The sequence below is a fragment of the Vreelandella sedimenti genome (assembly GCF_013416325.1).
GTDB classification, from domain to species: domain Bacteria; phylum Pseudomonadota; class Gammaproteobacteria; order Pseudomonadales; family Halomonadaceae; genus Vreelandella; species Vreelandella sedimenti.
The window spans coordinates 234,377-250,784 of sequence record NZ_JACCGK010000006.1 but is presented as its reverse complement, the minus strand read 5'-3'; the positions used below and the strand labels follow the sequence as shown (position 1 = coordinate 250,784).

Annotated in this window: 5 protein-coding genes; 2 read left to right on the top strand and 3 right to left on the bottom strand. The window is 58.1% G+C overall.

Features of this window, described 5'->3' with window-relative positions:
• Positions 1–42 precede the first annotated feature (42 nt).
• The 3 genes from HZU72_RS08795 to HZU72_RS08785 form a co-directional block, all read right to left on the bottom strand.
• A complete protein-coding gene (locus HZU72_RS08795; protein ID WP_180091442.1) occupies positions 43–3,108 on the bottom strand; it encodes an AAA family ATPase in 3,066 nt (1,021 codons plus the stop codon).
• Entirely contained in the window at positions 3,105–4,253 is a 1,149-nt protein-coding gene (locus HZU72_RS08790) for an exonuclease SbcCD subunit D (RefSeq protein ID WP_180091481.1), read from the bottom strand. Before HZU72_RS08790 ends, HZU72_RS08795 begins: the two co-directional genes overlap by 4 nt.
• 152 nt (positions 4,254–4,405) lie before the next feature.
• The gene (locus tag HZU72_RS08785; protein WP_235976043.1) at positions 4,406–6,055 is read right to left on the bottom strand and encodes a DASS family sodium-coupled anion symporter; all 1,650 of its coding nucleotides are present in this window, start codon (positions 6,053–6,055) and stop codon (positions 4,406–4,408) included.
• A 300-nt stretch (positions 6,056–6,355) separates the two neighbouring features.
• On the opposite strand from HZU72_RS08785, the gene HZU72_RS08780 reads away from it, so the two are divergent.
• Positions 6,356–14,992 (top strand): GH36-type glycosyl hydrolase domain-containing protein, encoded by an 8,637-nt coding sequence (locus tag HZU72_RS08780; RefSeq protein WP_180091441.1) that lies wholly within the window; start codon positions 6,356–6,358, stop codon positions 14,990–14,992.
• 99 nt (positions 14,993–15,091) lie between these two features.
• Positions 15,092–16,315, top strand: a complete 1,224-nt coding sequence (sstT, locus tag HZU72_RS08775; protein ID WP_180091440.1) for a serine/threonine transporter SstT — start codon at positions 15,092–15,094, stop codon at positions 16,313–16,315.
• Positions 16,316–16,408 lie beyond the last annotated feature (93 nt).

Here is a 16,408-nt window from a genome sequence, read left to right as displayed (position 1 = left end):
CCAGGCCTTGTAAGAAAACTGCTGGCTCTCGGCCATGCGGCGTTAGAGAAGTACGCCCTTCACTTCCACCGAGCTCCCGTGGCGGCTGGCACTTACGTCTATACGGACTGGCATTTGCTCTTTGAGTTCGCTGACATGGGAGATCACCCCGATCATGCGCCCGCCCATTTGCAGTTCGCTGAGCATGGCAATCGCTTGATCCAGCGCATCCTGATCCAGGCTGCCAAAGCCCTCATCGATAAATAGCGTATCCAGTTGAATACCGCCAGCGTACGCCTGTACTACATCCGAGAGCCCTAGCGCCAGCGAGAGCGCGGCCATAAACGACTCCCCGCCAGAGAGTGTCGCTACCGAACGGTTCTTGCCGGTGTAGGTGTCGGCCACATCAAGCTCCAGACCCGACGCTCTGTTACCTTTGGAGGGATCTTCCCGACGCACCAACTGATAACGCCCGCGGCTCATGCGCACCAAACGCTCCGAAGCTTGAATCAATACGTCATCCAGCAGCACACCCAGCACAAAGCGCTGCAGGCTAATACGGTGCCCCGTACGGCCATTAGCGACCTCGCTGAGCGTGCCCCACAGCTGATACTGGGCTTCGAGCTCTGCCTGCGCCGTGTGGGCAGTCGCAAGCTTTTGACGAATGCCGCGAAGCGTGGTCAGTCTTCCATCCAGTCCCCGCCACGCCTCTAGCTGGGTGTTCTCTTCTACTTGGGCGGCCTCGGTTAGGCTGGTCAGCGCGGCCATATTCGGCGGCGTTTTTTCCGTAAGCTGGGTTTGGTAGTTCTCCAGCGCGCCTTCAAGCTCGGCCAGGCGGCGTTGGTACGCCTCTACTTTGTGAGTCAACTCTTGCCGCTGGGTATCATCCAACCGCGCAGCCTGAAACGCCGCTTCATCTTCAAAGGGGCTGGTCTGCAAGGCGGCTTGCCACTCAGCTTGCACCTGCTGTAGCGACTGCTCGCTGCGTCCGATTCGTTCGTTCGCTCCGCGTAGCTGCTCTTCCGCCCGTGCCAGTTGGGTTTGGCTGGTCGAGAGCATCTGCTGGGCGCTCTCCCAGGCTTTTTCAAGTTGTGCGATCTGGTGTTCAAGCTCAGTGAGGGTTCGGCGCATCGCCTCAGGGTCGCGGGCATCTTCCGGCAGCGATTGGCTAAGCTGATCGCGCTGACTCTCCAGGCGCAACGCGTCCTCTTTCGCCTTTTCCACCGCAGGCCGCTGGGTTTTAAGCTGCTTATCCTGCGCGCCCCACTCGCGACGCAGCGCTTCGCGAGCGGCGGTTTGCTGGCTAATCTCACCCTCAACGTTTTCCCGGCGCTGCACTTGGCGGCGCAAGCCCTCGCAGGCATTTTGCAGCTCAGCCAGCGGTTGGCTAGCCCACTCACCTAGCTGTTGGGTAAGCCGCTGGGCCTGCTCTGTATTGTAGTTAATCTGCTGAGTGAGCTGATGGTGGTGACGCTCGACGCTCTGCTGTGCTTGACGAACCTGCTCTTGCGCCGCCCTGGCTTCTTCAACCTGCGCTTGGCTGACCACGTCGGCACTGTTAACCGCTGGGGCTGGATGCTCCAAGCTGCCGCACACCGGGCAAGGGACATCCTGTTCAAGGGTGAGCGCTAACAGCGCGGCCTGCCCCTGGTGCCAGCGCATCTCTTGCTCAGTGGCGTGGCGCTGCGCTCGTTCTGCTTCTCTTTGCTGGCGGTTGAGTGCCTCCGTCGCCTGCTGCTGTTGCCTGGTTAACTCATGCGCTTGCCGGGTGAGTTCATCCAGCTCTTGGCGCTGGGTCAGCAGGTCGTTATGGCGGCTTAGCTCAGCGGGGGCACTGGCCAGTTGCTGAAATTCTGTCTGTAAGCGTTCCAAATTAACGCTTATCGCTTCGCCCTGCTGACGAATGTTATCTAGCTGCGCCTCATCACGCTTGAGCGCACCATCGGCTTGTTGCCAGGAGGCCTGCGCCGTTTGGAAAAGCGCCTGCAACTCGCTTAATTGCTGGCTTTTATGAATAAATTCGCCTAATTGGCGATGCCGTTCCCGGAGCGCGGGGAGCTCTGCCTGACGCTGGCGGGCCATTTCTAACGCCTGCTGCGCCTGTTCGGCGTTAGTACGTTGAGTGGCTAACGCGGCTTGCGCCTGCCGCTGATCGGCCTGGGCGGTGGTCAGCGTCTGCTGCGCTTGGTCTAAGGCAGCCCTCTGGGGGCGCAGCGCCTGGGCGTGAGTGCTTTGCGCTAAGCGCTCCTTAGTGCTTTCTATCTGTTTATGCTGCTCAAGATGACGGGCTTTATCCGCCGCCAGCCGATCGCGGGCCTCAAATTGACGCTGTAGCGCCAAGGCCTCATCGCGCTGTTTTTCGGCGCTACGGCGCTGCTGCTGCGCGGTTTCAAAGCGTTGCCGCGCTTGGTCTACCTGGGGTGTCAGCCCTTCAAGCTCTTGCGCTAACGCGGCTTCGCTCTCAAGCTCCCCACCGACGAGGATGCCGCTGATATGCTGGCGATGATCACTCACTGCCCGCTCGATTTGATTGGCCTGGGTGCGCAGGCGCTCTTCGATTCGCTGAAAAATCTGGGTTTGAAACAGCTGGGAAAAAATCACTTCGCGCTCTTTGGAGCCTGCCAGCAGCAGTTCACGGAACTTGCCCTGGGGTAGCACCATCACCTGACGAAACTGGTTGGCATCCAAGCCGATCAGGGTTTGCAACTCCGCAGTAGCATCATTGACCCTGCGTGCTACCAGGCAAGATTCCACTTCACCCTCTGCCTTTAATCGCCACAGCTGGGCTTCAGCGTTATGAGTGGTCGTCCCTTCGCCGCGCACCTTGGGACGCTCCTGCTGGGGCACGCGGCGAACCCGGTAATCCACGCCTCGCAGACGAAAATCCAGCGTCACTTCCGTTAGCAGCGAAGCGTCAGCCTGGTCGCAGCGCATCTGCGCCGGATCACGTTCATTGCCCGTGGTTTGCCCGTAAAGTGCAAAACAGATGGCATCGAGAATCGAGCTTTTACCGGCGCCGGTAGGGCCATTAATCAAAAACAGTGGGCTTCTTCCCAGCGCGGTGAAGTCAATGGTCTCACTACCTGCAAAGGGTCCAAACGCCTGCATGGTAAGAGTTAGCGGTGTCATCCCTGAACCTCTTCGTCACGGCTAAGCTCACCTATCAGTTCGCTTATCGCCTCGGCTTGTTGGCCGGTCATGGGTTCACCGCTGGTTTGGGCGAAAAAGTCACTGAACATATCCAGTGCGCTGAACTTCAGCCGCTCACGGTCAAGCTGCTGATTACCCTGGGCATCCAGCATGCCGGGCTTCTCGATATGTAGCACGTTGGGATACACCTCACGCAGCTTGCCCATGGGGTCGAGAATGGCGTGGCGATCGGTAAGCCGCACCAGCAGGTAGTCGTCGGCATTTGCGTCTGTTCGCCCCTCGGCAATCAACGCATCGATCTTGCCCTCTAATACGCGAACTTCACGACTGGGTATGAGGGGTATCTGCTCGATCTTGGTGACGCCGCTCGCATCAATATCCACCAGCGTCACGCCTTTACGCTGGCTGGCTTCGGAAAAACTATATTTGAGCAGCGAGCCGCTGTAGCGAATATGCTCGCCGCCACGGTACTGGGGGCCGTGAAGGTGGCCAAGCGCCACATAGTCAAAGCCTTGCATAGGCTCCCAGGCGACGCTTTCGGCGCCGCCCAGGGTCAGCGGGCGTTCAGAATCAGAGGCGCTGCCGCCATCCACAAAGCAGTGGCTCATCAATATGCAGGGGCGTGTAGGGTGACGCTGCTCTTCGATGCGCTCAACCAGGTAGCGGTGGGCACTGTCAAAATCGCGCACCTCCACGTTAAACTGGCTGCGCACATGCTCAGGGTCAGCGTAGGGAATGCCAAACACATCCATCTCAGCGCCCTTAATCGTCAGCGTTACAGGTGTGACAAAATCGACTAGGTCGGAAAGAATATGCAACCCTGCTTTGCGCAGGTGACGCGCGCCGAAACGAAGCCGCTCGGCACCGTCGTGATTGCCCGAGATCATGATCACCGGCAGCTTGCGCTCCTCGCAGAGCGCGTGGAGCACCTCATCCAACAGCGTTACCGCCGCCGCAGGCGGCACCGAACGGTCGTAGATATCGCCCGCGATCAGCACCGCATCGACGTTTTCCCGGTCGATAATCTCGATAAGCTGGTCGAGCACATGGCGCTGATCATCCAGCAACGACAGGTTGTGGAACAGCCGCCCCAGGTGCCAATCGGCGGTATGAAGTAGACGCATAACGGGCTCAGCAAAAAAATAGTGTAGCGGCATGATAACAACCCGATACTCAATCTACCCACAAAACTCCCCACCTACATAAACGACCGACAAAAAGCCCCGCTCAATGGCGGGGCTGGTCGTTTCTCAAAAAGTTCTAGGTTCAACAAGCGCTAGCGACGGAAGGCATCTGGGTAGCTGGTGAGATCAACTCCCCACATAACCGGCAGTAGGAAGTAAACCGCCGCCACAATCAGCAGCATGGCGATGATGTTGATCCAGAAACCGGTGCGCACCATCTCGATAATTTTCAATTTGCCAGTGGCGAAGATGATTGCGTTGGGCGGCGTACCTACTGGCAGCATAAAGGCACAGTTGGCGGCCATGGCGGCGGGCACCATCAGCACGAAGGGGTGGATATCCAGCGCCAGCGCCAGCGATGCCAACACCGGTAGAATCATGGTGGCCGTAGCGGTATTCGAGGTGATTTCGGTCAAGAACAGCACCATGCCGGTCGCCAGCAGGATGACCAGCAAGAAGTTGGCGCCTTCCAGCACGCTCATTTGCCCACCAATCCACTCCGCCAGACCGGAAGAGCCGAAGCCTGCGGCAATCGCCAAACCACCCCCGAACAGCAGCAGAATGCCCCAGGGTACGTCTTTCGCAACGTCCCAACCCAGCAGGCAGCCACCTTTGTTTTTGGAGGGAATCAAAAACAGCAGCAGCGCAGCGACAATCGCGATCATGGTGTCATTGATACCAGGGATATTGATGATCTGCCCCTGCCATAAGAACGAGCGGGTGATCCACATAAAGGCAGCGAACAAAAACACCGCCAGCACCGCTTTCTCTTCGAAGCTGGTGTTACCCAGCGCCGCTTTTTCTTTGTTAATCAACTCTCGGCCACCTGGTAGGTGACTAAAGTCAATGCGGAAAAACACCCGCGTAAGTAGCAGCCAGGTGATAAAAAGCAGGACACACACAATGGGAAATGCAAACATGAGCCAACCGGCAAAGGATATCTCGATGCCAAACAGCTGATTTACAATAGCGGCGAGAATAATATTCGGTGGCGTACCAATTAGCGTGCCCAGCCCCCCGATGGTACCGCCGTAACCGATACCAAAAATCAGCGCTTTGCTGAACTTATCGATTTCGGCACTGTGGTCGCCATCACTTTTCGCCAGCTCTTGGCTAACCTGGTAGACGATAGCGGTACCGATCGGCAGCATCATCATGACCGACGCGGTATTGGAGACCCACATGGACAAAAACCCCGTCGCGGCCATAAAACCAAAGACGATGCTATTAATACTGGTGCCCAACACGGCAATAATCGACAGCGCGATACGCTTGTGGAGATCCCATCGCTCCATTGCCAGCGCGATCATAAAACCGCCCAGGAACAGGAAAATGATCGGATTACCGTAGGCGGCCGTAACGGTATTGCCATCCAACGCGCCGGTAATCGGTAAAAGCACAATGGGTAGCAACGAGGTCGCGGGAATAGGAATAGCTTCGGTGATCCACCATACGGCCACCCACAGAGTGGTAGCGAGCACCATACGCCCTTCAAAGCTTAAGTCTTCAGGGTGAAAGAACATCACTACAAAGGCGAACAGCAGCGGGCCAAGCAACAGACCAATCTTCTGCGGCGTGGTGTAGGCAGGCGGCTTAGGTTGAGGGGAAGGATTACGCTTGGTATTCGAAGCCGCGGCGTTGGCGGCCCCGCCCGTAGGTAGCGCGCACATCAATAGGTTTTTGGCTTGGTAATGGGAATGCCATAGCTGATCCCATACCGTCATCAGGGCAGTTTTATGCATACAGTTTGCGCCACTTACGGTCAGAGTGAAAAGAACAAATCGAGGATCAACATTCCGATATATGCCGCACGATGGGCGATACGGAACCTCCTTTGGCGCCCTTTATTAACTGCAATAGGCAATTAGTCCAGTGATTTGCCATTAATTACAACCAAAGTCTAACAACTTTAGTTTAACTATGCGCAAATACTAACAGTGACATAAGCGCAATGTGCGCTAGCGCACGGACGGAATCTCACAGCACGACCATTGTTCTGGTAAGGAAGCAACGTTTGTGCACCGAGGTGCACTCTCACCAGGATGGAATCTGTGAAACAACTTCTCCGTTTTGTGCGTCCGCACCCTACGTTTGCAGCGCCGTGGAACTCGACTAGCCCCGTCAGGGAAGAGCTCTTCAGCGCAGAGCGACTTGAACAGCACGCAGGCAGCTTGGCGCTTAACCAAGCAGTGACCAGCACGCCACCCAAAGTAGTATCGTTAACACGACGGCTCAACGATAACGCACTCGCCCTGCTAGACGTTTACCGTGCCAGTGCCACAGCGCTGGCAGGTGGGCTAGAAATTGTACCTGCCGCCGCTTGGCTGCTCGATAATTACCACCTGATTGAAGCTCAAATTCGTGAAATACGCAGCGACCTCCCCCCCGGTTATTACCGCCAGTTACCGAAGTTAGCCAACGGGCCTTTTGCAGGCTACCCGCGGGTATTCGGTATCGCCTGGGCCTTTGTGGCGCATACCGACAGCCATATCGACCTGGATAATTTACAGAACTTTATTACCGCTTATCAGCGCGTTCAGCCACTGACCATTGGCGAACTATGGGCAGTGGCGATCACGCTACGCATTGTACTGATCGAGAACCTGCGACGCCTTGCCGACCAAATTATCAGCGAACAAACCGCAAGGGACGAAGCCGATGCATTGGCCGCTAAATGGCTAACGCCCACCGACCGGCAAACCTCCCAGGAGCGTCATACCTTTCACCTGGAAACCAGCACGCTCAATATTCATAAAGGGCCATTAGCAGAGCCGTTCACCGCACAGCTCGCTAAGCGGCTACGCGGCTTAGACCCCCGCTGTAGCCCGCTGGTAGGCTGGCTAGATGAGCAGCTTAGCCAGCAGGGTGAAAGCATTGACGACATGGTTCAGCACGCCCAGCAGCGCCAAGGCGCCGCCAACGTAACCGTGCGCAATATCATCACCAGCATGCGCTTCGTTTCGAGCATCGACTGGGCGGAGCTGTTTGAGAGTGTTAGTTTGGTGGATAGGCGGTTACGCCAGCAGAGCCACTTCAGCCAGCTCGATTTCCCCACCCGCAATCAGTATCGCAGCGCCATAGAACAACTCGCCCGTGGCTCTCGTTTCAGCGAGATTGAGGTAGTCGAAGCGGCACTCTCACTCTCCCAGCAGGCAGGGGGCGCCACCAGCGACCCGGCCGAAGCAGCACGCCAGGGAGACCCTGGCTACTTCTTGGTAGGCTCTGGCCGGATAACCCTTGAGCAGCAGATACGATTTACCCCCTCCTCTCGCCAATGGCTGCGCCGGACACTCATTCACCACGGTATTCGCAGCTATATCGTACTGATGCCCGTGGTGACGCTGAGCCTGATGGCGCTGGCCGGTGGGCTACTGCTTTCGTTACCGCTGGCGATCGGCGACGTACCGTTACTTTGGCTCATGCTACTAGGGGTGTTCGGTTTCCTGCCCATTATGGAAGTCGCGACGCTGATCGTGAACCGCCTGATTATCTACGCTATTGACGCTCAGCCGCTGCCAGCGCTCGACCTTGCCAAAGGCGTTCCGCCCCAGTTAAGAACCCTGGTGGCGGTGCCTACGCTGCTGACCAGCGAAGAAGATCTCCGCGAACAGATTGAGCGTCTTGAAGTGCACCACTTGTCCAGCGGTGAGGGGGCGCTTGGCTATGCGCTGCTGCTTGACGGCGTGGATGCCACACAAGCGGAACTACCCCATGAGGTCGCGCTGTTAACGGCTGCCCAAGCAGCGGTGGAGCAGTTAAATAAACGTTATTGTCCTCTCGCCCTCGATAGCGATAAACGCTTCTTTTTGCTCCATCGGCGGCGGGTATTTAACGCCAGCGAAAATACCTGGATGGGGTGGGAGCGTAAGCGGGGCAAGCTGCACGAGCTAAACCGCTTGCTTCGTGGCGCCACGGACACCACCTTTATCGAGCCGCCGCCACTGCCCAGTGACGTGCGCTATGTCATCACTCTGGATGCCGACACTCGCCTGCCCCGGGGCGCAGCCAGCCGGTTGATCGGTAAAATGGCGCATCCGTTAAACCAGCCACGACTGGATCAACAGCTACGCCGGGTCGTGGAGGGGTATGCAATACTGCAGCCTCGGGTGACTCCGTCGCTGCCCACAGGGGGCGAAGGCTCCATCTACCAGCGGCTATTCTCCGCACCTGGGGGCATCGACCCTTACGCCGCCGCTATTTCAGACCTCTATCAGGATCTAGTCGGTGAAGGCTCGTTCGCCGGTAAAGGTATTTACGCGATCGATGCCTTTGAAGCGTCGCTGGCTGGCCGGGTGCCTGACAATAGCCTGCTCAGCCACGATTTGTTCGAGGGTGTATTTGCCCGTGCGGGGCTCGCCTCCGATATCGAAGTGATTGAAGACTTCCCGGCCCGCTATGATGTAGCCGCCAAGCGTCAGCACCGCTGGACACGCGGTGATTGGCAACTGCTCCCCTGGCTAATCGCCCCGGCGCTGCCGCTCACTGGGCGGATGAAAATGCTCGGCAACCTGCGCCGCTCGGTAACGCTGCCATTAGTGCTGGCAAGCCTTGCGGTTAGCTGGCAGTTGCCGCTGAGCATGGCTATCACCAGTACACTGCTACTACTGGCCGTTGTCGGGGCACCGGTGTTGCTCTCCCTAACGGCCTCATTCGTTCCCTTCCGGGCGTGGTCTAGACTACGCCACCACTACCACCTTTGGTTTGACGAGCTAAAGCTGGGTAGCGCACAAATGCTGCTACTGATCCTGTTTTTGCCTGACCAGGCGTGGCGCATGCTGGATGCCATCGCCAGAACGCTCGTCCGTGTTCTGGTCACCCACCGGCGTCTACTGGAGTGGACATCTGCCGCCCAGTCGATGAAAAGCCCGCCACTGACGGTTCTAGGGTTCTATCAGCGCATGGCCCCAGGCACTGCACTGGGGCTAGCGGTGGTTATCAGTGCGCTCTGGACAGCCAGCCACACATGGCCAATCACACTGCCCATGGCGCTGCTTTGGTTGGCGGCACCAGCAGTTGCTTCTTGGTTAAGCAGCAGCACAAGCGTCGTTGTCCAACCCACCATCTCAGAAGAAGAAGCCCTTGAGCTAAGGGTTATTGCTCGGCGAACCTGGCGCTTTTTCGAAACATTCGTGACCGCCACCGATAACCGCTTACCGCCGGATAACTTTCAGGAGGATCCTCAGCCCGCCCTCGCCCAGCGCACCTCGCCGACCAATATGGGGCTCTATCTACTCTCCACCCTGGCGGCACGGGATTTCGGCTGGATGGGTACCCATGAGACGCTTGAACGGCTTGAAACCACCCTGGGTGTAATGCTGGGGCTACCTCGCTACCGGGGGCACTTCTATAACTGGTACGCCACCCACGACCTGCGCCCGCTAAACCCCCGGTATGTGTCAACGGTGGATAGCGGCAACCTTGCAGGGCACCTTATCGCTATCGCCAATGCCTGCGAAACCTGGCAGACGACAGGCTATTTAGCTGACCCAGGCGTAGGCATCGCCGACACCCTAAATCTGGCCCGTCAGACACTTAAACAAGCATCCACTTTGTCGAAAGAGTTCACAGCTCAGCTTAGCGTGCAGTTGGAGGCCATAGACGCTCAGTTGAAAGGCAAAGTGATGTCGGCGGGATGCTTGGCAAATCTCGCCGCATTGACGGATAGTACGTTAACGCTGGTGTGCACTCCTCCCAACGAGCATAGCGACCCATACAGCGAAGACCTGCTGTTTTGGTTGCAAGCACTTCATGCCTCAGTGGCGCAACACCGCCATGACCGGGAAACCCAACCAAGCATTGAAGAGGGTGCACTCGCCCCACGTCTACAGCAGCTTGCGGACTCTGCGCGACGCCTGGCACTGGGCATGGATTTCGCTTTTCTACTCGATAGCGAGCGCCAGCTGCTGTCGATTGGTTATTCGCTGGACGACAACTGCCTGGATACCAGCTGCTACGACCTGCTGGCCTCTGAGGCGCGCCTGGCTAGCCTGTTTGCGATTGCCAAAGGCGATATTCCCACTCGCCACTGGTTCAAACTCGGCCGTGCTGCCACCCCGGTCACTTTTGGCTCGGCGTTGATCTCTTGGTCGGGGTCGATGTTCGAATACCTGATGCCCTCGCTGGTGATGCGCGCCCCTGGGGGCAGCCTTCTGGAGCAAACCAACCGGCTAGTGGTCAAGCGTCAAGAGACCTACGCTGCCCAGCTCTCTGCCCCTTGGGGTATTTCAGAATCTGCTTATAACGCCCGTGACAGGGAGTTCACCTATCAATACTCTAATTTTGGGGTGCCGGGGTTGGGGCTCAAACGTGGGCTCTCTGCTGATCTGGTGATCGCACCCTACGCCACTGGATTAGCCGCCATGGTTGACCCCAGTGGTGCCTGTCGTAACTTCAAGCGCTTGGCGGAGATGGGCGCACTAGGCCGCTATGGCTTTTATGAAGCGCTCGATTTCACCCGTTCGCGGCTACCCGCAGGGGAGAAGGTGGTGATTGTGCGCAGCTTTATGGCACACCACCAGGGCATGACTATCGCGGCCATCGCTAACACCCTCCACCACGGCCAAATGCGTGCCCGCTTTCACCGCGAACCGATGATTCAAGCCAGCGAACTGCTGCTTCAAGAGCGGGTGCCGCGTAACGTGGCGATTGCCCACCCCCGCGCAGAAGAGGTGAAGTCAAACGCGAGTCAAATGATTAACGAAGCACAAACCATTCGCCGTGCTTCAACAACCGCCAGCGGCCCACCCGTTACCCATTTACTCTCCAACGGCTTCTACTCGGTGATGCTAACGGCCACCGGCGGGGGTTATAGCAGATGGCGCAACGTCGCCATTAGCCGCTGGCAGCCAGATGCCACCCGCGACCACTTAGGTAGCTTTATTTTTCTGCGCGATGCCAAGCTCCCCGGTGTGTGGACAGCCACCGGGCAAACGGCGACGCACCCAACTGGCGCTAACGATGAGCATAGCCATGCGATATTTGCCGAGGATTATGCTCGCTACAGCCACCGTCATGACGACATCACCAGCCATATGGAAGTGCTGGTTTCCGGCGAGGACGATAGCGAAGTTCGCCACCTTTCGCTCAGCAACAGCGGTCGTCACGCCCGGGACATCACGATCACCTCCTATCTAGAATTAGTTTTGACCGCTCCCAGTGCCGACAATGCGCACCCTGCGTTTGCCAAGATGTTTGTGGTCACCGAGTATCTGGAAGCATTCAACGCTTTGATCGCCACAAGGCGGCGGCGCTCACCCGATGAAGAGCAGGTGTGGGCGGCTCACTTTGCGGTGGTAGAGGGTGACACCGTGGGCGAGCTGGAGTTCGAGACTGACCGGGCCCGGTTTTTAGGCCGCGGCCGAAGTACGCTGCACGCCTCAGCGCTGGCGGGGGGGCAGCGCCTTTCGAGTAGTGTTGGTAGCGTACTGGATCCTATTTTTGCGCTGCGCTACTGCCTGCGCGTGGCCCCCGGTAAAGCGGCCCGCATCGCTTACTGGACTGTGGTCGCCTCCTCCCGTGAGGCGCTGATGGATCTAATTGATAAACACCACGACCGCAGTGCGTTTGTGCGGGCCAAAACCCTCGCCTGGACACAAGCTCAGGTGCAGCTTCGCCATTTAGGCATTCAGCCTGAAGAAGCCGCCGACTTTCAGCGTCTTGCCGCGCCAATTCTTTACCCTGATGCTCGGTTTAGGGCACCCGCCGAGGCCATTGAGCGTGGTGCCGGCCCGCAGTCACGCCTCTGGCAACACGGCATTTCCGGTGACCTGCCGATTATTCTGATGCGCATCGATAGCATTGATGACATTGGCCAGGTACGCCAACTGCTGCGCGCCCACGAATATTGGCGCATGAAGCGGCTAGGCGTGGATGTGGTGATTATCAATGAGCGCTCATCCTCCTATATTCAGGATCTGCAGCAGGCCATCGAAACCGCGGTGCTTAGCAGCCAAACACAGCCTCGTCTTAAAAAGGATTTCGCTCAGGGCGTCGTGATTGCATTGCGTGCCGACCTGATGAGCTTGGAAGTACGAATGCAGCTTCAGTCGATCGCCTGCGTTGCATTAATGGCCCATCGCGGCAGCATAGCGAATCAATTAGCCTTGACGCTGCCCACACGCCTCTCCACAACACCGCCCCAAGCGTTGATTAAACGTCCTCTACCCAGGCACACCCCGCTCCATGCCAGCGAAACGCCACTCCCAGTGCTTGAGTTTTTTAATGGCCTGGGCGGCTTTGCTCAGGATGGTCGTGAGTACGTGACGGTACTTGAGGCAGGGAGTTCAACGCCAGCGCCGTGGATCAACGTGGTCGCCAATGCAGGCTTCGGCTTTCAGGTATCAGCAGAAGGCGCAGGCTATGTATGGGCGGATAACAGCCGCGAAAACCAGCTCACGGCCTGGTCAAACGACCCCGTGGTGGATCCAAGTGGCGATATGATCTATGTCCGCGATGAAGAGACGATGACGTTCTTCACCGCTACTGCCCGCCCTTTGCGTGATCATGGCCGCTACTTGGCACGACACGGCTTCGGCTATAGCCAGTTCGAGCATCAAGCGGACGGGATCGCCCTGGAGCTGCTGCACTTCGTGCCGCTAGAGGCCCCGCTAAGAATTTCGCGGCTACGCCTTAGCAATCACTCCGGGCGGCCACGCAAACTCTCTGTAACGGCTTATGCCGAGTGGGTGCTGGGGACTTCACGCAGCGGCTCAGCGCCTTTTCTGATCTCGCACCCAGACGCCGATAGCGGCGCGCTGCTGGTGGAGAATCCCTGGAATATGAATTTCCCTGGCCGGGTAGCGTTTCTGGATATCGGCACCCAACCAACTTCCTGGACGGCTGACCGCTGCGAATTTATCGGCCACGGCGGTAGCCTGGCAGCGCCAGCGGGGCTGCGCAGTCACGCTCCGCTTTCTGGAGCCCACGGTGCGGGGTTGGATCCTTGCGCCGCGCTTAACCGCGGCGTAACGCTAGGGGCAGGTGAAAGCGTCGATATCGTTGTATTGATGGGTCAGAGCAGCTCAAATACTGAAGCCAAATCGCTGATCGCGCGGTATCGCCAGGCGGATATTGACGCGGAGCTCGCGCTGGTTACTGCGCACTGGCAAACGCAGCTTAACGCGGTACAAGTGACCACCCCTGACCGCGCCATGGACATCATGCTCAACGGCTGGCTGATGTACCAAACCATTGCCTGCCGAATTACCGCACGCTCCGGGTTCTACCAGGCCAGCGGTGCCTATGGCTTCCGCGACCAGTTACAGGATGGCATGGCGTTAACCTTCACCAGCCCCGAAACCACTCGCCAACACCTGCTGCGCGCCGCCTCACGCCAGTTTGTCGAAGGCGATGTCCAGCACTGGTGGCTGCCCCATTCCGGCCAAGGTGTGCGTACGCGTATTTCCGATGACCGGGTATGGCTGGCCTATGCCTGCGCCCGCTATATCGCCACCTCCCACGACGCCGCCGTGCTCGACGAGCCGGTGAGCTTTCTGGAAGGGGCCGAATTAGCGCCTGAAGAGCACGACTGTTTTTTTCAGCCGATGATCGCAGGGGAAACCGCCTCGCTATTTGAGCACTGCGCCCGAGGCTTGGATCAGAGCATATCGCTTTCCGGCGAGCACGGCTTGCCGCTGATCGGTGGCGGTGATTGGAACGATGGCATGAACCGCGTTGGCGAAGCGGGCGAAGGTGAAAGTGTGTGGCTTGGCTGGCTGCTGGTGCATACCCTGGAGCTGTTTCTGCCCTTTGCCCAACAGCGCGAAAAGCAAGCGCCTTCAGCGGCTAAGGACTCAACCGCACTGGACTCAGCCACAATGAACACTCCCCGCGCCGAGCGTTGGCGCGCCCATATCACTGCGCTGCGTATTGCTCTGGAAAGCAACGCCTGGGACGGCCAGTGGTACCGACGGGCAACCTTCGATGACGGCAGTTGGCTGGGTAGCAAAGAGAGCGATGCCTGCCAAATTGATTCGATTGCCCAGACTTGGGCGGTACTCTCAGGAGCAGCAGCCCCCCTCCGCGCAGCCCTTGCCATGGCGTCACTGGAGCGCGAGCTGGTCAGGCACGATGAGCAACTTGCACTGCTGTTCTGGCCCCCCTTCGATCAGCCCCAGCGCGATCCTGGCTATATCGGCGGCTACCCGCCCGGCATGCGCGAGAACGGTGGGCAATATAGCCACGCCGCAATGTGGGCAATTCTCGCCTTTGCCAAGCTCGGCGAGGGCAGTAAAGCGCATGGGCTTTTTGCGCTCCTCAACCCAATCAATCATGCCCGCACCGCCGAGGAGGTCGCTCGTTATCACGTAGAGCCCTATGTGCTGGCCGCGGATGTCTATTCGGTTGCGCCTCATACCGGACGCGGCGGCTGGACATGGTACACAGGCTCAGCGGGCTGGATGTACCGCGCCGGGGTGGAGGGCATTCTGGGCATTCGCCGAGAAGGTGGCTGGCTGGTGATTGCTCCCTGTCTACCTCAGGATTGGCCAGGTTTTAGCGCAACGTTAACCATTGCCGCCACCCACTACAAGGTTAAGGTCATCACCACCGATAAAGCGCCCAGCTCACAGCTCGATGGCCGAATACTGACGCGTCAACGAGGTGAAGTGCGCATTCCGCTGGATGGCAAACAGCACCAGTTAGAGGTCTTTGTCAAGCCAAACACAGTCGCTGAAAAGTAACGAAGGCAAGTCGTAGCTGATAGAATACCGCCCCTTTCAGGCGCGTTAGCGGCTAAACGCCGCCACGCCACCCACCTTTTACTACCTGAGAGTTGCGCAATGATCGCCACCGCCCGCACCGTTTTCCGGCCACTTATTCGGCTGGGCCTTATCCCGCAGATTTTAATCGGTATCGTTGCTGGGGTAGTGCTCGCCCTGTTTTCACCGGGCATTGCAAGCGACGTGGCCCTGCTTGGCCAGCTTTTTATCGCCGCATTGCAGGCGGTGGCGCCCATTTTGGTGTTTGTACTGGTAGCCGCAGCAATCTCTGCTCATCAAAAAGGCCAACCCACCCACATTCGTCCCGTGCTGGTGCTATATGTGGTGGGCACGCTGATCGCCGCGCTCATTGCGGTGGCAGCCAGCTTCTTGTTTCCCACCGAGCTGACATTGAATGCAGGCCAAGTTGACGGTAACCCGCCCGGGGATATTTTTAGCGTTCTACGCGACCTGCTGTTGAATGCGGTGGCCAACCCGGTTAGTGCACTGATGGAGGCTAACTTTATCGCTATTTTGGTCTGGGCTATCGGCCTGGGTTTAACGCTGCGCCAAGCCAGCGCGACCACCCGCCAAGCATTGAGCGATTTGTCCGCAGCAATCACACGCATTGTGACACTGGTGATTCGTTTAGCGCCGCTGGGTATCTTTGGTTTGGTAGCAGGCACACTGGCAGAGTCCGGCGTTGAGGCACTGCTCAACTACGCCCAATTGCTAGGTGTCATTGTGGGCTGCATGCTGTTTGTCGCGCTGGTTAGCAACCCGCTGCTGGTTTACTTCACCACCCGGCAAAACCCTTATCCCCTGGTGTTTACATGCCTGCGCGGCAGTGCAATTACAGCCTTTTTTACCCGCAGTTCGGCCGCGAATATCCCCGTGAACCTGGAGCTTTGCCGCCGCCTGAAGCTCGACCCTGACACCTACTCCATTTCCATTCCGCTAGGCGCGACGATCAATATGTGCGGTGCGGCCATCACCATTACCGTCATCACTCTGGCGACCACTCATACGCTGGGCATTAGCGTCGACTTCCCCACGGCGCTGCTACTTTGCGTGGTTTCAGCGCTGGCGGCCTGCGGCGTTTCAGGCGTGGCGGGCGGTTCGCTCATGCTGATTCCCATGGCAGCCAACCTGTTCGGTATTCCCACGGAAGTGGCCATGCAAGCGGTGGCGATTGGCTTTGTGATCAGCGTGGTACAGGACTCCACCGAAACCGCCCTCAACTCCTCTACCGATGTGCTGTTCACTGCTGCCGCCTGCCAGTCTCAAGAGGCGAAGCGCTCTTAAGCGTTCACCCTGGGGGGTGGCTGCTTATAACAGCCGCTCCCTCAGCACTTTCCCCCAGTGTTTTTCCCCAGTGCTTGCCCCCAGTACTTTCCC